A 22,492-nucleotide genomic window follows, 5' to 3' on the forward strand; every position below is an offset into this window, starting at 1 on the left:
GGCGTTCGGCATCATGGCCAGCATGAAAGCCTCACGCCTTGCCATGTTCATCGCACTTTTTTTCTCCGCATCGGTCGTGCATGCGGAAGTCACACTGTTTCCGGCTATTTCCGGGCGGGCCAATGCGCCAGAACTGGTGGTTTATTCCTCGCTCGACGAACCACTGGCAAAGCCGATGATCGTGAAGTTCCAGCAGGCAAATCCCGACATTGCCGTCCGTTATGAGGATATGCTGACCGGTGTCATCTACGACCGGATCGTACAGGAAACGGACTCTGGGCGGAAAACGGCGGATTTCGCGTTTTCATCGGCCATGGACCTGCAGGTCAAACTGGCCAATGACGGCTATGCGCAGGCAAGCCATCTGCCGATGAGCCTTCGGTGGCCGAACTGGGCGAACTGGCGCGATACCGCCTATGCGCTGACCTTCGAACCTGCCGTCTTCGTCTACCACAAGCCGAGCTTCAAGAACCTGACGGTGCCTTCAACCCGCGCCGAATTCATTCAGTTCCTGCAGAGCCAGGGCGATGCGGTACATGGGCGCATCGCAACCTACGATATCGAGCGATCGGGCGTCGGGTTCCTCTTCATGTCGCGCGATCAGGAACAGTTCGACGATATCTGGTCCGTTGTGAAGGCAATGGGCGCCGCGGGCGTGAAGCTCTATTCGACAAGCCAGGCGATTCTGGAACGGGTGGCAGACGGGCGCTTCGTGCTGGGCTACAACATTCTTGGCTCCTACGCCGCCGATTGGGCGGCGCGTCATCCCGATGTCGGTATCGTCCTGCCAAAGGATTACACCGTCGTCATGTCACGTATCGGGCTTGTTCCGCAGGCGGCAGCGACACCGGAACTGGGGCGCAAGTTTCTGGATTTCTTCATGTCACGAGAGGGCCAGACCATCCTGACGCAGGAACTCCAGATCCCAGCCGTCAATCCTGACGTCGCGGTCGGAAATACGGCAACGACGATGCGCGAAATGCTGGGAGGTCAGTTGAAGCCCGTACCGGTCAGCCCCGGCCTCATGGTCTACCTTGATCAGGTCAAGCGCTCGCGACTCATCGCGAAGTGGAACGACGTTCTCAGATTGCAATAAAGTAATTATAATTCCCGTATCAGGCGAATTTATTAAACGTCAGTTAAATGTCAGGATAATGTGGTCGCTTAATGGCATTCGGGATCGTGGAGGCGCTCCCGATGTGACTGGGGGGAGTGAGCCGATCCGAGCCAGGATTGGCCGAATGACGTGAACCGTTCTCCTTCCGGCACAGCCAGAACATGCGCAGCCAGTGCGCCAACGGAGGACAACACTTGAAACACGTATTTCTCGCATCCCTGATTGCAGGTTCCATCGCTCTTCCGGCCTATGCCGCTGACTACACCATCATGGCTCCTGCAGCGCCAGGCGGCGGCTGGGACCAGACGGCGCGTTCTCTGCAGACGGCATTCCAGCAGGAAGGCATTTCCAAGAACGTACAGGTCATGAACGTTCCGGGCGCCGGCGGCACTATCGGTCTCGCACAGTTCGCCAGCCAGCAGAAGGGCAAGGACAACGCCCTGATCGTCGGCGGCTACGTCATGGTCGGCGCAATCCTGACCAACAAGTCCCCGGTCACCTTGAAGGACGTTACCCCGATCGCACGTCTGACCGGCGAAGACGAAGCGATCGTCGTTCCTGCATCCTCGCCGATCAAGTCGATGGCCGACCTCGTCGCAGCCCTCAAGAAGGATCCGGGCAAGGTTTCCTGGGGCGGCGGTTCCGCAGGCGGCGTGGACCATATCGCTGCCGGCCTGATTGCAAAGGCTTCCGGCGTTGATCCGACCAAGATCAACTACATCGCGTTTTCCGGCGGCGGTGAAGCGCTTGCTGCTATTCTCGGCTCGCAGGTGACCGTCGGCATTTCCGGCTACGGTGAATTCGAAAGCCAGGTCAAGTCCGGAACGCTTCGCCTGCTGGCAACTTCTGGCGAGAAGCGCATTCCGGGCGTGGATGCCCCGACGCTGAAGGAAGCCGGTGTAGATGTTGCCGTTCAGAACTGGCGCATGGTCGCCGCAGCTCCTGGCCTTTCCGCAGAGCAGAAGGCAAAGGTAACAGCTGACGTTCAGAAGCTCGCAACCTCCAAGACCTGGCAGGAAACCCTGAAGACAAAGGGCTGGCAGGACACTTTCCTCGCAGGCCCGGCTTTTGAAGCGCAGCTTGCCAAGGACATCTCCGCCACCGAAGGCATCCTGAAAGATATCGGTCTGGTGAAATGAGCCAAGAGCCTTTGATCAAGGCAGAACAGCGCCGCCCCGATTGGGCGGCGCTTGTTATCGCCGCTATTCTCATTGCCATTGCTGGCGTCATCTTTTTCGATGCTGCACGGCTGCGCGAAGTCACCGGTTATTCTCCGGTCGGTCCCGCAACGGTTCCCCACTGGATCGCTATCGGTCTGGTTCTTTTGGCCATCTGGACCATCATTGCAGCCTTCCGAGGCGATTTTCCGGAGCGTGAAAAGCAGGAAATCAAGCCGGTTGTATGGGTGATCGGCGGCCTTGCGGCACAGATGCTTCTCCTGAACACGGCCGGATTCTCCATTGCGACCGGCATCCTGTTTGCCGCGACTGCTGCCGGTTTCGGCAAGCGCAAGATCTGGTTCTCACTGCCGATCGGAATCGTGCTCTGTCTTGTCGTATGGCTGATCTTTGCCGGATTGCTGCAGCTTTCGCTTCCTGCCGGTCCGCTCGAGCGCCTCTTCCAGTAAAGGTATTGCCATGAGCACTTTTGAGTTCCTCATGCAGGGCGTCGTGGTTGCCATGCAACCCATGAACCTGCTCTACGCCTTGATCGGCGTGACGCTCGGCACGGCTGTCGGTGTGCTTCCGGGCATCGGTCCGGCGTTGACGGTCGCCCTTCTGCTGCCCGTTACATACCAGTTGGACCCGGCCGGCTCACTCATCATGTTTGCCGGGATCTATTACGGCGGCATGTATGGCGGTTCGACGACATCGATCCTTCTCAACACGCCAGGTGAAAGTGCCTCCATCGTCACCGCGCTCGAAGGCAACAAGATGGCACGGGCCGGACGCGGCGGACCGGCCTTGGCGACAGCGGCAATCGGCTCCTTCGTTGCGGGCCTCATTGCCACCGTCGGCCTCGCCTTCATTGCTCCCTATATCGTCAAGCTGGCGCTGGTCTTCGGCCCTTGCGAATATTTCGCACTCATGGTGCTCGCCTTCATCACGGTCTCGTCCGCCTTTGGCGATTCCACATTGCGCGGCCTCACCTCGCTGTTCATCGGTCTCGCCCTGTCGCTGATCGGCATCGACCAGTTGACCGGACAGACCCGCCTCGCCTTCGGCGTGCCCGACCTTCTGGACGGCGTCGAGGTCACCACGCTGGCGGTTGCCATGTTCGCCATCGGCGAAACGCTGTTCATCGCAGCACATGGGTCGTTTGGTCCTGATAAGGTCGAGGCTGTCAAAGGCTCGATCTGGATGAGCGCGAATGACTGGGCGCGTTCCTGGAAGCCGTGGTTGCGCGGCACGGCGATTGGCTTCCCTATCGGCGCAATGCCGGCGGGCGGCGCCGAAATTGGCACTTTTCTTTCCTATGCTACTGAGAAGCGGCTGACGAAACATCCGGAAGAGTTCGGCAACGGCGCAATCGAAGGCGTTGCGGGGCCGGAGGCTGCCAACAATGCATCGGCTGCGGGAACGCTCGTGCCGCTGTTGACGCTGGGCCTTCCGACGACTGCGACCGCCGCGATCATGCTTGCGGGCTTCCAGCAATATGGTCTCCAGCCGGGTCCACTGCTGTTTGCCACCAATCCGCAACTGGTCTGGGGCCTGATCGCCTCGTTGCTGATTGCCAACTTCATGCTGCTGGTGCTGAACCTTCCGCTGATCGGTCTCTGGGTCCGCCTGCTGACAATCCCGAAGCCCTGGCTTTACGCAGGGATCCTCGTGTTCGCCACACTCGGAACCATCGGTGCGAACCCCTCCGTCTTCGAACTGGGCATGCTGCTGGCGTTCGGCGTAATGGGCTACATCATGCGCGTTCTGGGCTACCCGATCGCACCGGTTGTCGTTGGCCTGATCCTCGGGCCTCTTGCGGAGCAGCAGTTGCGTCGCGCTTTGGCGATCAGCCAAGGTGACTTCACAGTGCTCTTCACATCACCGATTGCGGCCGTACTTCTTGCCATTGCCGCGCTGGCGCTGATCGTACCGCTTATCCTGCGGGCACGCGGTCGCGGAGAAGTTCTCTCCCAAATGGCTGCCAACGAGGATTGATCCAACACCGATTACCCCCCCCCCCCCCCCCCGCTTAAATTGAGCGGGGGCAATTCCGTTCGAGGCTGCAAAGACGGAACCATTGTCCCAGGGTCGCGTTTAGGCGGTTCATTGGGGACAGCATACATGACAGGCCTCGCAGCGCCTTTTTTCCTTCGCTCGACGCGCGTTGCAACTCGCACACTTCGGCATAGCGCGAGGTGCGGAAGATGAGCGGCAAAAAGCGCCTCTTCACCTACGGCACAATGGTGTTCGGCCTTGCGATCGCCGCTTTTCTTCTCTATCGCGGCCTGAGCCAGTTTACCTGGGATGAGATCGTCCAGTCTGTTACAGCGATTCCGACGAAGAACCTGCTTCTGGCGCTGGCTTATTGTGCCGGTTCCTATATTTGCCTGACGGGGTTCGACTGGACAGGCGTTCGCTATGTGAAAAGCGACCTGCCCTACCCCAAGATCGCGCTCGCATCCTTCGTGGCCTTGGGCCTTGGCCAGAGCATCGGGCTCGCAGGTCTCAGCAGCGGCGCCATCCGTTATCGCTACTACGCCCATTGGGGCCTCTCGACCGAGGATGTCGCGAAGATCGTTCTTCTGTCGGGCGTGACGGTTGGGCTTGGGCTCATGGTTCTGGGCGGAATCGTGATGGTCCTGAACCCGGATGACACGGCGAAGATCCTGAAAATCGGCCCCTCTGCGGTTCTGCTGATCGGCATCGGGCTTCTGCTCGCGGCAATCGGTTATGTGTTGTTGGCAGCGTTTGCCCGAGCGCCGGTGAAGATCCGCAAGTGGACGTTCAAGATGCCGACAGCGCGTCTGGCGGTCGCACAGATCGTGATCGGTACAATCAACTTCGCACTGGTTTCTGCCTGCCTGATGGAACTGATGCAGGCGACTGAAAACGTCAGCTACCTCAAGGCTGCAACGGCATTCGTGCTCGGCAATATTGCCATTCTCATCACTCACGCGCCAGGTGGCCTTGGCGTTCTCGAGGTCACGGTTCGCCATGTGATGGGCGAGCAGGCCTCCATCGGTGCGCTGGTTGCGTTTCGTGTGATCTACTTCTTCATTCCATTCTTCGTGGCACTGCCGATTTCGCTGATCGGTGAAGCGGTCTTCCGGGCCCGCAAGGGACGCGATAAGACTGAACCCGCCGCATCTGTCTGAGGTTCATGGCTGGACGGTGCCGACAGGCTACAGCAACGGGTTTCGCCAGCGCAGAGCCAAGAATCGGGATCTGCTCAGGATGAAATCCTGTTCCCATGGGCGCGACGCTGCGAATGCAGTGCCTGCTGTGCAAGTTGATTTGACGAAGAACCTGTTCCTTTTCCGCTCCCTCACATGAATTCTCACGCTTCTTTTGGTCGGACATACCTTCAATTCTCGTGCAGTTTGTTCTAGAGACATTGCTCCAGACCCGCCGGAATGGCGGCTTTCGTATGTTTTGCAAGGTAATGTCGATCGATGCTTGATACGCTTAGAAGCGCCGCCCGGTCCTGGGTCGCGAAATTGCTGCTTATGCTGCTCGTGGTTTCCTTCGCCATTTGGGGCGTCTCCGCATCGATATTCAGTGGTGCCAACAACTCGGTCATGACCGTGGGCAACCAGCGGGTTTCTCCGGAAGAGTTCCGCCTCGCCTATCAGAGGCAGCTGGGCGCGATCAGCCGTCAGCTTGGCATGCAGCTGACCTCCGAGCAGGCACGTGCTTTCGGCATCGAACAGCAGACCTTCTCGCAGCTTTCTGCCGGTGCCGCGCTGGATGAACTCTCTTCCAAGATGCGCCTGGGCCTGTCTCAGGACCGGCTTGCCAACCTGATTGCAGAAGATCCTGCATTCCACGGCAACAACGGCCAGTTCGACCGAAACGTGTTCAGTGCGCGCTTGCGCAATGCTGGACTGCGCGAACAGGACTACATTACCGAACGCAGCAAGGTCGCCGTGCGCAGCCAGGTGGTGGACGCCATCGCCGACGGCTTCCAGGCTCCGACAGTCATGGTCGATGCGCTCAAGAAGTACCGCGACGAAAGCCGCGATCTGGAGTTCCTTGTTCTCTCCAATGCCAATATCGATCCGATCAAGGCGCCGACCGAGGCCGTTCTTGCCTCCTGGTTCCAGACCAACAAGAGCAAGTATCGCGCGCCTGAGCTCCGTCGTTTCGCTTACGTGACCCTTCAGCCGACGGATGTTGCCGACCCGGCAGCCGTGACTGATGAGCAGGTTCGTGCGGAGTACGATCGGCGCAAGGATGCCTACAAGACACCGGCAACACGCACTATCGAGCAACTGGCCTTCCCGAGCAAGGAAATGGCCGTTGCAGCACTTCAGCAGATGAAAGAGCGCCAGCTGACGTTCGACCAGCTGGTTGCAGATCAGGGCAAGACGGCTGCGGACGTAATGCTCGGCGACTTCACCAAGGACCAGATTCCGGATCAGACGATTGCTGATGCGGCATTCGCGGTTCCCGCCTCCGGTGGCACGACCGGCATCATCCAGGGCTCCTTTGGTCCGGTGATGCTGCGTGTGACCAATGTGCGCGCCGAGACCACGAAGTCCTTCGATGAAGTGAAGGACGAGGTTCGCAAGACGCTGGCGCTTGCTGCTGCAAGTCAGGCCGTTCAATCCGTGCATGACCGTTTCGAGGATTTGCGCGGCTCCGGCTCGTCGCTCGAAGAAGCTGCATCTCAGTTGAAGCTGAAGGCTGTTACCGTTGCGAGTGATCGCACCGGCCATGATGGCGACGGAAAAACAATTGATCTGCCGCCTGCCGACACGCTTCTGACCGATGTTTTCCGGACGGATGTGGGCGCTGAGTCCATCCCATCCAACCTTGGCAATGACGGCTATGTCTGGTTCGACGTGCGCGAAGTCATTCCAGAGCGTGATCGTGCATTAAGCGAAGTTCGTGAGCGCGCTACTACTGACTGGACAGCAGAACAGCAGCGCGAAGCGCTGTCGAAGAAGACGACCGACTTGAAGGCGCAGCTGGACAAGGGCGGACTTACGCTGGCCGCCATTGCGACCGAACTCGGCCTGACGGTGGAAACCAAGACTGGCCTGCGCCGTCAGAGCAATGACGCTATCTTGGGCGGTGACGCGGCCAAAGCTGCCTTCTCGGGTCCGAACGGCATCTATGCCACGGCACTCGCGGCAGATGGCGAATCCCGTCTTCTGATGCATGTGACCAATGTCCAGCAGCAGCCGTCTGACGCGCTCGATGCCAATGATCAGCAAATCAAGCAGATTGCCGGCGCGGCAGGTGACGATCTTCTGGATCAGATGGTTGTGCAATTGCAGAACGATTATGGCGTCTCCATCAATCGTGCGCTCGCCGAACAGGCGATGGTTCGCTAACGTCTGGGCAAACCTGGTCGGTAGCAGACCTTAGGGGGGAACTGAAGAATGTCGGATCTGAAGACCTTTATCGGCAAAGTGGCGATGGGAGATCCGCTCTCGCTTGAGGAGGCTCGTGCCGCTTTCGACATCTTGATGTCGGGTGAGGCAACGCCATCGCAGATTGGTGGCTTTCTCATGGCTCTGCGGGTTCGCGGCGAAACCGTCGAGGAAATTGCCGGTGCGGTTTCGACCATGCGGGCGAAGATGCTGCCAGTTGCGGCGCCTGGCGGCGTGATGGATATTGTCGGGACTGGCGGCGATGGGCTTGGCACCTACAATATCTCGACGCTCGCCGCTCTCATCGTGGCGGGTGCCGGGGTTCCCGTTGCCAAGCATGGCAACCGTGCGCTCAGCTCCAAGTCCGGCACGGCCGATGCCCTGACGGCTTTGGGCGTGAAACTTGATATTCCGCCACAGCAGATCGCTCGATGCATTTCCGAGGCCGGAATCGGCTTCATGTTCGCCCAGGTGCACCACGCCGCCATGCGACATGTCGGTCCCAGCCGTGTGGAGCTTGGAACACGCACGATCTTCAACCTGCTCGGTCCGCTTTCGAATCCGGCGGGTGCCAAACGGCAATTGCTTGGCGTCTTCTCTCCTCGCTGGCTGCAGCCAATCGCCGAGGTGATGCGCGATCTCGGTTCAGAGGCCATATGGGTCGTACATGGCGATGGCATGGACGAAATCACCACGACGGGCGTGACCCATGTCACCGCACTCGAGAACGGGCAGATCCGCAGCTTCGAGCTGATACCGGAAGATTTTGGCGTTGGGCGTGCAACGATTGATGAGTTGAAGGGTGGCGACGGCGAAGTGAACGCCAAGGCGTTGCGGGCTGTCCTTGGCGGTGCAAAGAACGCCTATCGCGACATCGCACTTTGCAACGCTGCGGCCTCGCTGGTCATCGCCGGCAAGGCAGCCGATGTTCTGGAGGGCATGATCCTTGCGACGCAATCACTTGAAAGCGGCAGCGCGGCCTCTGTGCTTGACAAGCTTGTCGCCGTCTCGAACGAGGATATCTAAGCTGTCATGAGCGACATTCTGCAGAAAATCGAGGCCTACAAGCGCGAAGAAATCGCAGCGGCCAAAGCGCGCGTTACCCTGGCCGACCTGAAGGCCATGGCACAGGATCAACCTGCGCCACGCGGCTTTTACAAAGCACTCGCGGACCGTCGTGCGCGCGGCGAACTCGGGCTGATTGCCGAAATCAAGAAGGCGAGCCCGTCGAAGGGTTTGATCCGCCCGGATTTCGATCCTCCAATGCTGGCCAAAGCCTATGAGGCCGGCGGTGCGGCCTGCCTTTCCGTTTTGACGGATGCTCCGAGTTTCCAGGGTGCGCCCGAGTTTCTGACGGCAGCCCGCAATGCCTGCTCGCTTCCGGCCTTGCGCAAGGATTTCATGTTTGAGACCTATCAGGTGCATGAGGCTCGCGCCTGGGGCGGCGATTGTATTCTCCTGATCATGGCATCGCTGACCGATGACGATGCGAAGCGTCTTGAGGATGAAGCATTTTCGCTTGGCATGGATGTGCTGATTGAGGTTCATGACGAACAGGAAACCGAGCGTTCCTTGAAGCTCGCCTCGCCTATGATTGGCGTCAACAATCGTAATCTGCGTACTTTCGAAGTCAGCCTTACGAATAGCGAAAGGCTGGCCCCAATGGTGCCAGCGGACCGATTGCTGGTGGGTGAAAGCGGCATCTTCACGAATGCCGATTGCCTGCGTCTGAAGGCGGTCGGTATCTCCACCTATCTGGTCGGCGAAAGCCTGATGCGTCAGCAGGACGTTTCGGCTGCAACAAGGCTGTTGCTGACCGGTGAGAGCGCAAGCCAGGCAGCAGAATGAGCATGACCGAGCAGGGCCTGACGCATATTACCGAAACCGGCGAGGCCCACATGGTGGATGTGGGCGGCAAGGCTGAAACGGTACGTGAGGCAACCGCCGAAGGCTTCGTGCGAATGTTGCCGGAAACGCTTCAACTCATCCGCAAGGGCGATGCCAAGAAGGGCGATGTCATCGGTACGGCCCGGCTGGCGGGCATCATGGCGGCCAAGCAAACCTCCAGTCTCATTCCGCTCTGCCATCCGCTGATGCTGACCAAGGTATCCGTCGATATTGCGGAAGACGCGGATCTCCCCGGCCTGCGGGTTACGGCGACAGCAAAGCTGACCGGCAAGACGGGCGTCGAGATGGAAGCGCTGACGGCGGTATCTGTTGCCTGCCTTACCATCTACGACATGGCGAAGGCCGTCGATAAAGGCATGGAGATCGGCGGTATTCAATTGCTTGCCAAGAGCGGCGGAAAATCCGGCGACTGGCGAAAAACCTAGGAATTGACTGTGGCGTCACCTCTCCTTCCCGTTTCCGAAGCTCTGACACGTTTGCTGGAACCGGTGCGAGCAGTTGCGGATACCGAAAGCGTTCCCCTTGGTGAGGCAGCAGGCCGCATTCTGGCCGTGGATCTGGTAGCGAAACTGACACAGCCGCCATTTCACGCCTCTGCCATGGATGGCTATGCTCTTCGCTCCGCCGACGCGCCAGACGTTGGGGCAGAACTGACGGTCGTCGGCCAGGCAGCGGCGGGCCATGCATTCAATGGCCAGGCAGGACCGGGAGAATGCGTGCGCATTTTCACCGGTGCTCCATTGCCAGAAGGTGCCGACAGCATTCTCATTCAGGAGGACGCCGAGCGACTGTCTGAAAACCGAATTCGCACGAAGTTTCCGGTAACGGTCGGGCGCCATATTCGCCCGCGTGGGCAGGATTTTGCCGAAGGCGAAACCGTGCTGCGCGCTGGGGTCCGGCTCGACTATGCCCATCTGACCGTTGCAGCGGCGATGAACCACCCGCAGGTCGAGGTTCTGCGTCGCCCGCGCGTGGCGGTGCTGGCGACCGGTGATGAACTGGTGCACCCCGGCAGCAGTTTGCAGCCTTCACAGATCATCGCATCCAATACATTTGGCATCAGCGCCCTCATTCGCGCCAACGGTGGCGAAGTCATCGATCTCGGAATTATACCTGATAGGCAGGATCTGATCGAGAATGCGATTGCCAAGGCTGTGGCGGAAAAGGTCGACGTGCTGGTCACGCTGGGCGGGGCATCGGTCGGTGACCACGATCTGGTGCAGGCCAGCCTGAAAGCGCAAGGCATGTCACTCGATTTCTGGCGTATCGCCATGCGCCCGGGCAAGCCGCTGATGGTGGGCTCGCTGAGAGATATGCGCGTGCTGGGCCTTCCGGGAAATCCGGTTGCGAGCCTTGTCTGCGGCACGCTGTTTCTGGAACCTGTCGTCGCGAAGCTTTCCGGCACACGACCGAAGGCGCGGATGGCTGAAGCCCTTGCCGCAAAGCCGCTTGCCGCCAATGACCAGCGACAGGATTACCTTCGGGCACGGCTGAGCAGAGACGCTGACGGCCGTCTGATTGCTGAACCTTTCGACAAGCAGGATTCTTCGATGATGAAGATTTTTGCCCATTCGGATTGCCTTATCGTGCGCCCCCCGCATGCACCGGAACTTGCCGCACTGACGCCCTGCCCTATCCTTCTGCTGAGGGATTTCGATCGGTGATCCGCGTTTGATGTTTGGACGTAAATATCGGTAATTATTCGATAACCGGAGTTTACGCCTTGTCGTCAGATCATCAGCCGCCAATCCTTCTCTGGTTTCGAAAGGATCTTCGTCTCGACGACAATGGCGCTTTGTCGCAAGCCTGCGAAAGTGGCAGGCCTGTTGTCTGCATCTACATCCGCGAACCGAAACAGGACGGGATCGGCCCGCTGGGCGGTGCTCAGGAGTGGTGGCTGCATCACTCGCTGGAGGCGCTGGCGACGGCTCTTGCCGACAAGGGCAACAGGCTGATCCTGCGAAGCGGAGAAGCAGCCAAGGTGCTTTCCGGACTGGCCCAGGAGACGCAGGCTGAAGCGCTCTTTTACAACCGTCACTACGAGCGTGATGCGGCCGACAAGGACATCGTCGGTGCCTTGAAGTCGTCAGGGCTGGAGATCAAGCGCTTTCGCGGCCAATTGCTGCATGATCCAGAGACGATGAAGACGGGTTCTGGTGGCGCTTACCGGGTTTATTCGCCGTTCTGGCGTGCGCTGGAGAAGGATGGTGAACCGCGCGATCCGGTGTCGGCACCATCCAGGATACCCGCGCCGGGCTCTTTCCCGAAATCCGAGGCGCTCAAGGACTGGAGCCTGCTTCCGACGAAACCGGACTGGGCGACCGAGTTCGGACGGATATGGCAACCGGGGGAAGCAGGCGCGCACAAAAAACTGAAGCGTTTCCTGAAGAAGCCGATACAGACCTACAAAAGCGATCGCGATCACCCCGGTCTTGAGGATGCGACATCGCTGCTTTCCCCTCACCTCGCCTTCGGCGAAATTTCGCCTGCCCGGATCTGGCATGAGACCAAGGGGCTGGAGGCAACGAATGACGTCATCCATTTCCGCAAGGAACTGGTCTGGCGGGAGTTTTCCTATCACCTTCTCGTCGAGTTTCCGAAGCTTGCCACCGATAACTGGAACGACAAGTTCGACGCTTTTCCGTGGCATTTCAGCAAGGCACAGTTTTCTGCCTGGACCAAGGGCATGACCGGATATCCGATCGTGGATGCCGGAATGCGCCAGCTTTGGCGCCATGGCTACATGCATAACCGCGTTCGCATGATCACCGCATCTTTCCTGATCAAGGATCTGATGATCGATTGGCGCAAGGGCGAGGAGTGGTTCAAGGACACGCTTGTGGATGCGGACCCAGCCTCCAACGCCAGCAACTGGCAGTGGGTCGCGGGATCAGGCGCTGATGCCTCTCCCTTTTTCCGGGTCTTCAACCCGATCCTGCAGGGCGAGAAATTCGATCCGGATGGCGACTATGTCTGCCGTTTCGTGCCGGAACTGCGCAAGCTGCCGAAGAAATATATCCATCGACCCTTCGAGGCGCCAAAGGAGGTTCTGGAGCGTGCCGGGATCAAACTTGGCGAGACCTATCCAAAGCCCATCGTCAATCACGGAGAGGCGCGTGACAAGGCTCTGGCCGCCTACGCACATGTGACGGGCCGCAGCGGTGACGCAGATCCGCGCGATTGAGCGTTGGCACGTATGAATGCGAAAAGGGCCGGAGGATAATCACCACCGGCCCTTTGAATTTCAATCTGGTACCTGATCAGACCAGTCGGCTCTGTTCCAGCGCCGCCGTGATGAAGCTGGAGAACAGCGGATGCGGATCCAGCGGGCGGCTCTTCAGTTCGGGGTGATACTGAACGCCAATGAACCATGGATGGTCCGGATACTCGATCGTTTCCGGCAACAGCCCATCCGGTGACATGCCGGAGAAGACGAGGCCGCAGTTTTCCAGACGGTCCTTATAGTCCACGTTCACCTCATAACGGTGACGGTGACGCTCGGAGATATCTGTCGAACCATAGATCTCGGCGATCTTCGTGTCGCGCTTCAGCGCCGCCTTATAAGCTCCCAAGCGCATGGTGCCGCCCAGGTCGCCCGCAGCCGAACGCTTCTGCAACTCGTTGCCCTTGACCCATTCGGTCATGAGACCAACGACAGGTTCCTTGGACGGACCGAACTCGGTGGAGCTTGCGTCTTCGATGCCAGCGAGATTGCGAGCTGCTTCCAGAACCGCCATCTGCATGCCGAAGCAAATGCCAAAATACGGCACCTTGCGCTCACGCGCAAAGCGGGCTGCGTTGATCTTGCCCTGTGCGCCGCGCTCACCGAAGCCACCGGGCACCAGGATGCCGTTGACCTTCTCAAGGTAGGGAGCCGGATCTTCCTTTTCGAAGATTTCCGACTCGATCCACTCAAGCTTGACCTTGACCTGGTTCGCGATGCCACCGTGGTAGAGCGCCTCGATCAGCGATTTGTACGCATCCTTCAGGCCGGTGTACTTGCCAACGATCGCGATGGTGACTTCGCCTTCCGGCGTACGGATGCGGTTGGAAACCTCTTCCCACGGCTCCAGACGCGGCTTTGGTGCCGGTTCAATGCCGAATGCCGCCAGGACTTCCGAGTCCAGACCTTCCTTGTGGTAGGCCATCGGCACATCGTAGATGTTGGAAACGTCCAGCGCCTGAATGACAGCGGATGGACGAACGTTGCAGAACAGCGAAAGCTTGCGGCGTTCCGCTTCCGGGATCTCGCGGTCCGCACGAACCAGCAGGATATCGGGCGCAATGCCGAGCGCCTGGAGTTCCTTGACCGAATGCTGCGTTGGCTTGGTCTTCAACTCGCCAGCAGCCGGGATGTAGGGCATCAGGGTAAGATGCAGATAGACAGCGGTTCCACGCGGCAGTTCATTGCCAAGCTGACGGATCGCTTCCACGAAGGGCATCGCCTCGATGTCACCGACGGTGCCGCCGATTTCGCAGATCACGAAATCATAGTCGTCATTGCCCTCGACCACGAAATCCTTGATCTCGTTGGTGACGTGCGGAATGACCTGAACCGTCGCACCGAGGTAATCCCCGCGCCGTTCCTTGTCGATGATGTTCTTGTAGATCCGACCTGTGGTGATGTTGTCGGTCTTTGTCGCAGAGCGCCCCGTGAAACGCTCGTAGTGGCCGAGATCGAGGTCGGTCTCCGCACCGTCATCGGTCACGAAGACTTCGCCGTGTTGAGTCGGGCTCATGGTGCCCGGGTCAACGTTGAGATAAGGATCGAGCTTACGTAGCCGAACCCGATAACCTCTGGCCTGTAGCAAGGCTCCGAGGGCTGCGGCCGCAATTCCTTTTCCGAGGGAAGAAACCACGCCGCCTGTGATGAATACATATCGCGCCATGGGAGTCACCGGATACCTTTTCACGATCGATTCCGCCAGCCCAAAAATTCTTCGGGACGGTTAAAGCTGTGGAATCTGAACAAAAGAAAACCGGCAGGCTTTTCGACCTGCCGGATGATGGGAGCTTGACGCGGCTTAGTTGCCGGTCGGAACAGACGACGGATTTGCCGGAGCCGGGGCCGGAGCTCCCGGTGCAGGCGCTGTGCCGTTTGCCGGTGCACCAGGCGTTGCCGCCGGACCGAGCGAATCGAGGATGCCGTTGCCCTGACCCTGCTGCGTTGCCGGGATACGGTTCAGAATGTCCGTCGGACGAGACTCGTGACGCGCCATGATGCCAAGCGCCATGGAGGTCACGAAGAACAATGTCGCCAGGATTGCGGTCGTGCGGGTCAAGGCATTTGCCGTGCCGCGCGCCGACATGAAGCCGGAACCGCCGCCAATACCAAGGCCACCGCCCTCGGAACGCTGGATCAGTACCACGCCAACAAGCGCAAGCACGATCATGAGATGAATAACGATCAATACGGTCTGCATATCAGTCCAGTCCTGCGCGCGGGTTGCGGCACATATAAAGCTTTGCCGGTCCTTTAGCTCAGCCGGACCGGCATTCCAAGGGGCTAGTGCCGATTAAACGCGATTTAACGCACCAATGCCTCATACGCGCCATAGATGGCGAGGAAGTCTGCGGCTTTCAAGCTGGCGCCGCCAACGAGAGCACCATCAACATTGCTGATGGCCATCAGTTCCGCCGCGTTGGAAGGCTTCACCGATCCGCCATAGAGAATGCGGAATTTTGCGCCTTCTGCACCGAAGCGGCTCTTCAGCTCATCGCGCATGAAAGCATGCGCCTTTTCGACATCGTCAGCGGTCGGCGTGAGGCCAGTACCGATGGCCCAGACAGGCTCATAGGCAATAACCGTGTTCTCGGCATTGGCATCGTCAGGAACCGAGCCTGCAAGCTGGCGCTTGAGAATCTCCAACGTCTGGCCTGCCTTGCGCTCATCTGCCGTCTCGCCAATGCAGATGATGGCGGTCAGATCGGCGGCATAGGCGGCTTCAGCCTTGATGCGAACCAGATGATCGGTCTCGGCGTGGTCCACCCGACGCTCGGAGTGCCCAACGATGACATGGGTGCCAAAGCAGTCGGCAATCATTTCGGCGGAGATGTCACCTGTATGAGCGCCGGATTTGTTCTGATGGCAATCCTGTGCGCCGATCATCAGCGGGCTGTCGGTGCACAAGGCCGTCGCCACATAGAGAAGCGTTGCAGGAGGGCAGATGAGCACGTCAACCTTCTCAGCCAGCGGGCCGCTCACTCCGGCAGAAATCGCCTTGATCTGATCGAGCGAGTCCCGCGTTCCGTTCATCTTCCAGTTTCCCGCTACAAGCGGACGAACATCCGGCGTCATATCTGCGAATTCCCTTATGCTCCCGGCCAGCAGTCACTGGCCACCCCGTTGACTTGATCGAACCGTCATAACCGCAATGCGGCCGCAAGCCCATTGCTTTCATAGGATCCGTTTCAGGAATGTCGGTTTAGCGGATGCGTTCGAAGGATCAACCTGCCGCGAGCATAAAATTCAGAATTTCCCGCCAATCGCTCATCCGGATCGGCGTTCCATGGCCGCCGGTCTGAAACAGCCGGAAAATTGTCGGATAACCGGCCTTTCGCATCTTTCGGTACAGAGCGATCTGCTCCTCCGCCTTGTAGACGCTATCGGCGCTGCCATGTGAAAAATAGACCGGGATCTTCAGCTTGGCCGCGGGCGTCGTCAAAAACCCCGGATCCGACGGGCCGCCCATAACGACCAGACCCTTCAGATATCGGACGGCTTCCTTGTCACGCGACACACTCTGACAGATAAAGTTGCCCATGGAGGCGCAAGCGAGAATGACAGGGCGACCGGACGACAGTTCGAAAACGTGGCGAATGAGCGCCGCAATGTCGGCCGCACCATTTGGATCGAAGGATTTGACCGTGGGGGCGTAATAGGCGCCGCCGCTTTGCACGACAAGATTTTTCAGCCGATTGAAATTGCCGCCGAAAGTGTAGTCATTCACACCCAGGCGACGATCCCCGCCCCTGCCATGAATGAAGATGATGGTGAATGTGGCATCACGCATGCGCCCGACGCGCGCAACATCGAGGCGGCTGGAGGCAATCGTCAGCGTTTCGTTGGCCTGAAACTCCCGCACCCCAAGATCGACATAATCCGGCTTGACGCGACGCTCCGGCTCTTCATCGCGCTGGTTGATGTCGCGCAGCTCCTGGTAATCCAGCACCTTGAAGGCGCCTTCATCCTCCGTTTTCAGGACTGTCTGGGAGGAGAACAAGACATCCTTGAAAGAGCGAATCGGTCCGTCTGCTGCTGCCGTAGCGGTCGCGAGCAAGCACAGACAGAGGGCCGCCAGCACACGCAAATGCAAATGATCTGTGGACATAGGCGACCGGTTTCGTTTCCTCTAAGCAGCACGACTTGCGTTCTTCATCTCTGCGGCGCAAATCCTGATGCGAACCATTCGTGAACGAACAGGTCGCGAGACGCCGTTTTATCTGGCACACTCGCCAGCGATTCGAAAGCCGATAAGGGCAATCAACGCGACTCCGTTCAGCATGCCATCCATTCAAGGCAAGGCCAGCGAACCCATATGGATAATAACGACCTTTTTGCCAGTCTTCCCGCGCAGCCTGAAAAGCCGTCAGAGCCCAAAGGCAAGACCGAGGCTACCGCCAAGCCCGCGACGGCTGCGGCAAGCACTGCGGCATCTTCCCCGGCGGCCAACCCCGATACCTATGACGCCTCGTCGATCCGTGTTCTGGAGGGACTGGAGCCGGTCCGGATGCGCCCCGGCATGTATATCGGCGGTACAGATGAAAAGGCGCTGCACCACCTGTTTGCCGAAGTCATCGACAACTCGATGGACGAGGCCGTGGCAGGCCACGCCAACTTCATCGAAGTACATCTGGATGCTCACGGTTTCTTGACGGTCACTGATAACGGTCGCGGTATTCCGGTGGAAAACCATCCACAGGTGCCGGGCAAATCCACGCTTGAAGTCATCATGACCAAGCTGCATGCGGGCGGGAAGTTCGACGGCAAGGCGTATGAGACATCCGGCGGTCTGCATGGTGTCGGCGTTTCCGTGGTCAACGCGCTTTCAGACGTTCTGGAAGTGGAAGTCGCGCGCAATCGCAAACTGTATCGCCAGCGTTTTTCTCGCGGCGTTCCGCAGGGCGGACTGGAAGAACTGGGCGATGTGCACAACCGTCGCGGCACGCGGGTGCGCTTCCACCCCGACCCGCAGATTTTTGGAGAGCATGCCAAGTTCGATGCGGGCCGTATTTTCCGCATGGCGCGCTCCAAGGCCTATCTTTTTGGGGGCGTTGAAATCCGCTGGAGCTGTGATCCGGGCGTCGTCATCGCCGGCGGTGAAATACCCGATAAGGCCGTGTTCCATTTCCCGGGCGGGCTGAAGGATTATCTCTCCGCGACACTTGGCAAGGACTTTACCGTCACCCGCGAGATCTTTTCGGGCAAGACGGAAAAGACCGGCGGTCACGGTGCACTGGAATGGGCGGTTACCTGGTATGGCGGCGACCCGCAGATCCACTCCTACTGCAATACGATCCCTACACCCGAAGGCGGCACGCATGAGGCGGGTCTACGTATTGCTCTTCTCAAGGGTTTGAAGAATTATGCCGAACTGACGCAGAACAAGCGTGCCAAGGACATCACTACCGACGACGTGATGATTTCGGCTGTTGGCATGCTTTCGGTCTTTATTCGTGAGCCGGAATTCGTCGGCCAGACCAAGGACAAGCTTGCCACCGTTGAGGCACAGCGGATTGTCGAAAACGCGTTACGCGATCCCTTCGACCACTATCTCGCAGGCAATCCCGGCGAAGCGGCCAAACTCCTCGACTGGGTGATCGAGCGAGCAGAAGAGCGCCTGCGTCGCCGCAAGGAAAAGGAAGTCAACCGCAAGACTGCCGTTCGAAAGTTGCGTCTTCCCGGCAAACTCGCCGATTGCTCTCAGAACACAGCGGAAGGTGCGGAACTGTTTATCGTCGAGGGTGACTCGGCTGGTGGTTCCGCCAAGCAGGCACGCAACCGCACGAACCAGGCCATTCTGCCGCTCCGTGGCAAGATCCTGAACGTCGGCAGCGCCAGCCGCGAAAAGCTATCGGCAAACCAGCAGATCGCGGATCTCATTCAGGCACTCGGCTGCGGGACGCGAACCAAATACCGGGACGAGGATCTGCGGTACGAGCGCGTGATCATTATGACCGATGCGGACGTGGACGGAGCCCACATTGCCTCGCTTCTGATTACCTTCTTCTATCAGGAAATGCCGGAGCTCGTGCGCGGTGGGCACCTGTTCCTGGCGGTGCCGCCGCTTTACGTGATCCGGCAGGGCGCGAAGACTGTCTACGCCCGTGATGACGGGCATCGCGCGGAACTGATGGAGACTGTCTTCAAGGGCAAAAAGGTGGAAATTGGTCGCTTCAAAGGCCTAGGAGAAATGATGCCCGCCCAGTTAAAGGAAACCACCATGGATCCTGCCAAACGTACACTTCTGCGCGTGGCGATCGACGAGGTGGATTTTGAGGGGACGCGCGAAGCCGTCGACAACTTGATGGGCACCAAAGCGGACGCACGTTTCCGCTTTATTCAGGAACGGGCTGCCTTTGCAGACAATCTCGATATCTGATCATCGCTTGGCAATCTCCGGATCGGGTTTTGATGACCTAGCCAGGATCTATTGAGCACTTTCACGCGCAGCAAGAACGCGTAGAACCGCGCCTACGAGAGCTTTCGCCTCGTAAGGCTTGCGCACAACCGGTGCGGAGAAGCTTGCCGGGACGACCGAGCGATCACTGTAGCCGGTCGCAAATATGAATGGCACGCCACGTCGCTCCATCTCCTCCGCAATCGGAAGCGAGGTCCCTGTGCCGAGATTGACGTCGAGAATAGCAACATCTGGCGTAAAGTTCTTCAGACGCTTCATCGCCTCGTCGACCGAGGGAGCCGTCGTGACGTTGTTCACGCCGTTCTCAGCCAGCATCACCTCGACATCAGCAGCAACCAGCATCTGGTCTTCCACCAATAGAACTTCGATCTCCTGGAGGACATCATTGATCTCACGTGTTGAGGCAGAATTGAGATCCGCATCGGAGACAATCTCGCCCCCATCGTCGCTTTGCACGTTCTTTGCCGGAATAAGGAACCGGGCCCGTAGTCCGCTTTCGAGATAGTCGACCGAACTGTCGCCAGAGAGTTCGTAAGGGATGCTTCGCTCTATCAGAACCGTACCAAATCCTGCTCGACTGGGCTTGCTTACCAGTGGCCCGCCAGACTCGTGCCAGGAAATTTCGAGATCTCCCCTCTCGGTGCGCTTCCAATTGACATCAAGCCGACCACCGGCTTCCGAAAGGGACCCATATTTCGCGGCATTGGTGGACATTTCATGAAGCACGAGCGCCATGACCGAAAAGGCGCGGCTATCCAGCCATAGATCAGAACCCTTCATCGAGATTATACGATGCTCGCCGCTATAGGGATTGAGTTCGGCCTCGAGCAATTCCTTAAGAGATCCTCCGTCTGCGCCTCGTACGACCTGATCATGCGCGAAGGAAAGCGCTTGGATGCGTCCCTTCAGCGTAGAGACATACTCGCCGATATCGCGCCCTTCCCGAACCGGATGGCCGACAAGCGCCTTGATGACGGCCAGGATATTCTTGACGCGGTGATTCAGCTCCTCGTTCAGCATCCGCTGGCGGACGTCCGCCTTTCCGCGTTCATCCGCAAGCAGCTCATTGTGATGCAGCACCACCTCGACGAGAACCGCGCGAATGGCTTCCGCGATCTCCCGCTCTTCTTCCGTCCAGCGTTGCGCCTTCAGATGAACCGTTTCCTTCCATATCGCAAAGCTTTTGCGGGGCGTTAGTCGATCACCAAACGCCCCGTTTTCGTAGGATTTTTCTGGGTTTCCAGCCCAGTTCAGCGTCTGAACCAGTTCCTTGCGGAAAAAGAACAGATAGTCTTTTGGCCTTTGTGACAAGGGTATAGCCAGAACACCGCAGGCTGTAGAGGCATAGGATGCCGCTTCCGGCAACTGCAGCGCCAGTTGTTCCGTACCCCAGATACGTCCACCGGAGGTGGCGCCAACCAGTTCGGCAATTTTTGCCATATCGAGCAGCGGTGGCACGGAACCCATGCTCGTCCAGCCGCCCTCAAGCCAGAGACCGATACCATCGCTGGGCATGATATGCGCGAACTCTGGAAGAGAGTCGCGCAGTAATTGTGTGATGTCCGCACTCTGAGATGCAGCCTGCAGAAAGCGATCGAGTGAGCGACGCGCACGATTGGCCGTGTCCAGAATTTGTTTCTGCTTTAGCGCACTCAGATGCAGCGACAGGAATTCGCCAAACATTTCTGCAGCCACCCGCTGCTGCATTGCAAGCGACTTCGGTGAATAGTGATGACAGGCGACAAGTCCCCACAATTCACCGTCAACCACGATCGAGATCGACATTGAAGCGGCTACGCCCATGTTACGAAGATATTCGCAATGGATCGGTGAGACGCTTCGCAAGTGGGCAAAGGACAGATCCAGTGGTTCTACAGATGCATGGCCATTTGATACAAGCGGGATGCGCTCATCTCGTGCGTCTGAAATTATGCGGATGGTATTCTTCAGATACAGGACGCGTGCTTGTTTCGGAATGTCGCTCGCCGGAAAATACTGCCCCTTAAAGCTCTCTAGATCGCGGCGCTTATGCTCGCTGACGACCTTGCCGGAACCATCATGTTCGAACCGGTAGATCATAACACGATCATAGGCCAGCATCGCGAAGATCAGCCGAACGGACTTATCCACCAGTTCGTCGATCCCACCAATCGATCGCACCCGGCTGATCAGCATGCGTGCTGTTTCCAGAGGTTGGTCAGAATGTTTGACGTGCGGCTCAAATTCCATGAAAGCACCCTGAGGCGTCCTGTGAACCGCTACATCGAAAAATCCGCCAGGAAGCTCCAGGCCCATCCGCAATGCCGGGCGGCTAGGGTCATCACTCGTCGCCAGAGCATTACGCAGCGTATGTGCTACATCCGGGCCTACGGCGTCTTCAAGCCGACTGCCTTCGACTGGTGCCGGGATACCCAGCATGTCTGCAATATTCGCAGAATAAGCAAGAACGTCGCCGCCGGTACCATCGCATACGATGAGAGCGCCATGTGCTTGGATGCTTCCGGGTATGTGGATCGGTTCCCGGTCGCAATTCGTCAGATCGACATTTGACGGCTCATTCATTCACATTGTCCTTGAAGGCCGTCTCTGCCCATTGAAAGGCCAGGTCTGAAGCCCCTATTACCTTGTTCATATCGACATCAGGTGCGGCATCGAGGATCTGTAGGAAACGAACAAATCCATCCGAAGCAGCCTGCTCGTGCAGATGTCTTGCACCGTGTGTCCCATCCAATCCAAGCTCGTTAGCCCGTCGATAAAGAATGCGCGCGCCCAGCGTAGACCCTTCCAGGACGTAGAGCGTACCCAGAAGGCTTTCCAGATCACGTTTCAGATAAATCGCGTCTGAAACTAATTTCGGTGCCAGAGTGAGATCCTTCATATCAGCGACAATAAGAGGGCTTATTGCCTTCGGGCGCCAGCCTCCGAATTCATCTGGTAAGTGGCATAATAACATTTGGTCATCCAGGGGCCTGCGAAAGGCAAGCAGACCTTGCAAATAGGTCTTGTAATGTACCAATGTACGAAATGAGCCTACGGCAGCGTCAACCGCTGCGTGGCGATCTGACGTACGCTCCCGCAGGAGGAAGCGGCGTGAAGATGGGGGCATATATCGTAAAGCTGAGTTGACGTTACCCACATTTCTAGCGCATCTGCGCTTTACGGCAAGCTTGAATCTTCGATATTTCTAATCTTAGCTCTCGTCAGGCTCGCCTGAAAACAAACGAGAGATTCAAACAGGGTGGCAGTCAATCGTGCGTGAGAATGACAGACCGAGAACGGAACCGCGAT

At 58.3% G+C, this 22,492-nt stretch carries 18 protein-coding genes; 12 read left to right on the plus strand and 6 right to left on the minus strand.

Annotated elements, in window-relative coordinates:
• Nucleotides 1-43 precede the first annotated feature (43 nt).
• The 11 genes from MUU53_RS03145 (at nt 44) to MUU53_RS03195 (ending at nt 12,747) form a co-directional block, all read left to right on the plus strand.
• Nucleotides 44-1,096: an ABC transporter substrate-binding protein gene (locus MUU53_RS03145; RefSeq protein ID WP_247259659.1), complete on the plus strand. Its 1,053-nt coding sequence runs from the start codon at nt 44-46 to the stop codon at nt 1,094-1,096.
• A gap of 215 nt (nt 1,097-1,311) precedes the next feature.
• Nucleotides 1,312-2,256: a Bug family tripartite tricarboxylate transporter substrate binding protein gene (locus MUU53_RS03150; protein WP_137135964.1), complete on the plus strand. Its 945-nt coding sequence runs from the start codon at nt 1,312-1,314 to the stop codon at nt 2,254-2,256.
• Nucleotides 2,253-2,744 (plus strand): tripartite tricarboxylate transporter TctB family protein, encoded by a 492-nt coding sequence (locus tag MUU53_RS03155; RefSeq protein WP_247259553.1) that lies wholly within the window; start codon nt 2,253-2,255, stop codon nt 2,742-2,744. The genes MUU53_RS03150 and MUU53_RS03155 overlap by 4 nt, the downstream gene beginning before the upstream one ends.
• Nucleotides 2,745-2,754: 10 nt before the next feature.
• The gene (locus MUU53_RS03160) at nt 2,755-4,272 is read left to right on the plus strand and encodes a tripartite tricarboxylate transporter permease (RefSeq protein WP_247259554.1); all 1,518 of its coding nucleotides are present in this window, start codon (nt 2,755-2,757) and stop codon (nt 4,270-4,272) included.
• Between the two features lie 209 nt (nt 4,273-4,481).
• The gene (locus MUU53_RS03165; protein ID WP_247259555.1) at nt 4,482-5,432 is read left to right on the plus strand and encodes a lysylphosphatidylglycerol synthase transmembrane domain-containing protein; all 951 of its coding nucleotides are present in this window, start codon (nt 4,482-4,484) and stop codon (nt 5,430-5,432) included.
• Nucleotides 5,433-5,729: 297 nt separating this feature from the next.
• Complete coding sequence (locus tag MUU53_RS03170) at nt 5,730-7,616, plus strand: peptidylprolyl isomerase (RefSeq protein ID WP_247259556.1); 1,887 nt, start codon at nt 5,730-5,732, stop codon at nt 7,614-7,616.
• Between the two features lie 48 nt (nt 7,617-7,664).
• On the plus strand, nt 7,665-8,681 hold the full coding sequence (gene trpD / locus MUU53_RS03175) for an anthranilate phosphoribosyltransferase (protein WP_247259557.1): 1,017 nt from the start codon (nt 7,665-7,667) through the stop codon (nt 8,679-8,681).
• Between the two features lie 6 nt (nt 8,682-8,687).
• On the plus strand, nt 8,688-9,503 hold the full coding sequence (trpC, locus tag MUU53_RS03180) for an indole-3-glycerol phosphate synthase TrpC (RefSeq protein WP_247259558.1): 816 nt from the start codon (nt 8,688-8,690) through the stop codon (nt 9,501-9,503).
• Nucleotides 9,500-9,988 (plus strand): cyclic pyranopterin monophosphate synthase MoaC, encoded by a 489-nt coding sequence (gene moaC / locus MUU53_RS03185; RefSeq protein ID WP_247259559.1) that lies wholly within the window; start codon nt 9,500-9,502, stop codon nt 9,986-9,988. The genes trpC and moaC overlap by 4 nt, the downstream gene beginning before the upstream one ends.
• Nucleotides 9,989-9,997: 9 nt before the next feature.
• Nucleotides 9,998-11,227 (plus strand): molybdopterin molybdotransferase MoeA, encoded by a 1,230-nt coding sequence (locus MUU53_RS03190; RefSeq protein WP_247259560.1) that lies wholly within the window; start codon nt 9,998-10,000, stop codon nt 11,225-11,227.
• Nucleotides 11,228-11,286: 59 nt separating this feature from the next.
• Nucleotides 11,287-12,747 carry a cryptochrome/photolyase family protein gene (locus MUU53_RS03195; protein WP_247259561.1) on the plus strand — a complete coding sequence of 487 codons (1,461 nt, stop codon included), beginning with the start codon at nt 11,287-11,289 and terminating at the stop codon, nt 12,745-12,747.
• Nucleotides 12,748-12,823: 76 nt separating this feature from the next.
• Here MUU53_RS03195 and MUU53_RS03200 read toward each other — a convergent pair whose 3' ends face one another.
• From MUU53_RS03200 to MUU53_RS03215, 4 genes are all read right to left on the minus strand, one after another.
• A complete protein-coding gene (locus tag MUU53_RS03200; protein ID WP_170973370.1) occupies nt 12,824-14,452 on the minus strand; it encodes a CTP synthase in 1,629 nt (542 codons plus the stop codon).
• A 135-nt stretch (nt 14,453-14,587) separates the two neighbouring features.
• Nucleotides 14,588-14,986 (minus strand): preprotein translocase subunit SecG, encoded by a 399-nt coding sequence (gene secG, locus MUU53_RS03205; RefSeq protein ID WP_062554481.1) that lies wholly within the window; start codon nt 14,984-14,986, stop codon nt 14,588-14,590.
• Between the two features lie 104 nt (nt 14,987-15,090).
• Nucleotides 15,091-15,861 (minus strand): triose-phosphate isomerase, encoded by a 771-nt coding sequence (tpiA, locus tag MUU53_RS03210; protein ID WP_247259562.1) that lies wholly within the window; start codon nt 15,859-15,861, stop codon nt 15,091-15,093.
• Nucleotides 15,862-16,009: 148 nt separating this feature from the next.
• The gene (locus MUU53_RS03215) at nt 16,010-16,894 is read right to left on the minus strand and encodes an alpha/beta hydrolase (protein WP_247259563.1); all 885 of its coding nucleotides are present in this window, start codon (nt 16,892-16,894) and stop codon (nt 16,010-16,012) included.
• 207 nt (nt 16,895-17,101) lie between these two features.
• Between MUU53_RS03215 and parE the strand changes: the two genes are divergently transcribed.
• Nucleotides 17,102-19,165, plus strand: coding sequence for a DNA topoisomerase IV subunit B (gene parE / locus MUU53_RS03220; protein ID WP_247259564.1), 2,064 nt, complete (start codon nt 17,102-17,104; stop codon nt 19,163-19,165).
• A gap of 48 nt (nt 19,166-19,213) precedes the next feature.
• Here the strand turns inward: parE and MUU53_RS03225 are convergent, their stop codons facing one another.
• Together MUU53_RS03225 and MUU53_RS03230 are read right to left on the minus strand one after the other, a co-directional pair.
• Nucleotides 19,214-21,766 carry an HWE histidine kinase domain-containing protein gene (locus MUU53_RS03225; protein WP_247259565.1) on the minus strand — a complete coding sequence of 851 codons (2,553 nt, stop codon included), beginning with the start codon at nt 21,764-21,766 and terminating at the stop codon, nt 19,214-19,216.
• Nucleotides 21,759-22,220: a biliverdin-producing heme oxygenase gene (locus tag MUU53_RS03230; RefSeq protein ID WP_247259566.1), complete on the minus strand. Its 462-nt coding sequence runs from the start codon at nt 22,218-22,220 to the stop codon at nt 21,759-21,761. Before MUU53_RS03230 ends, MUU53_RS03225 begins: the two co-directional genes overlap by 8 nt.
• Nucleotides 22,221-22,492: the final 272 nt, after the last annotated feature.

Origin of the sequence: Affinirhizobium lemnae, assembly GCF_022968395.1 — a bacterium.
In the GTDB taxonomy this organism is placed as follows: Bacteria; Pseudomonadota; Alphaproteobacteria; order Rhizobiales; family Rhizobiaceae; genus Neorhizobium; species Neorhizobium lemnae.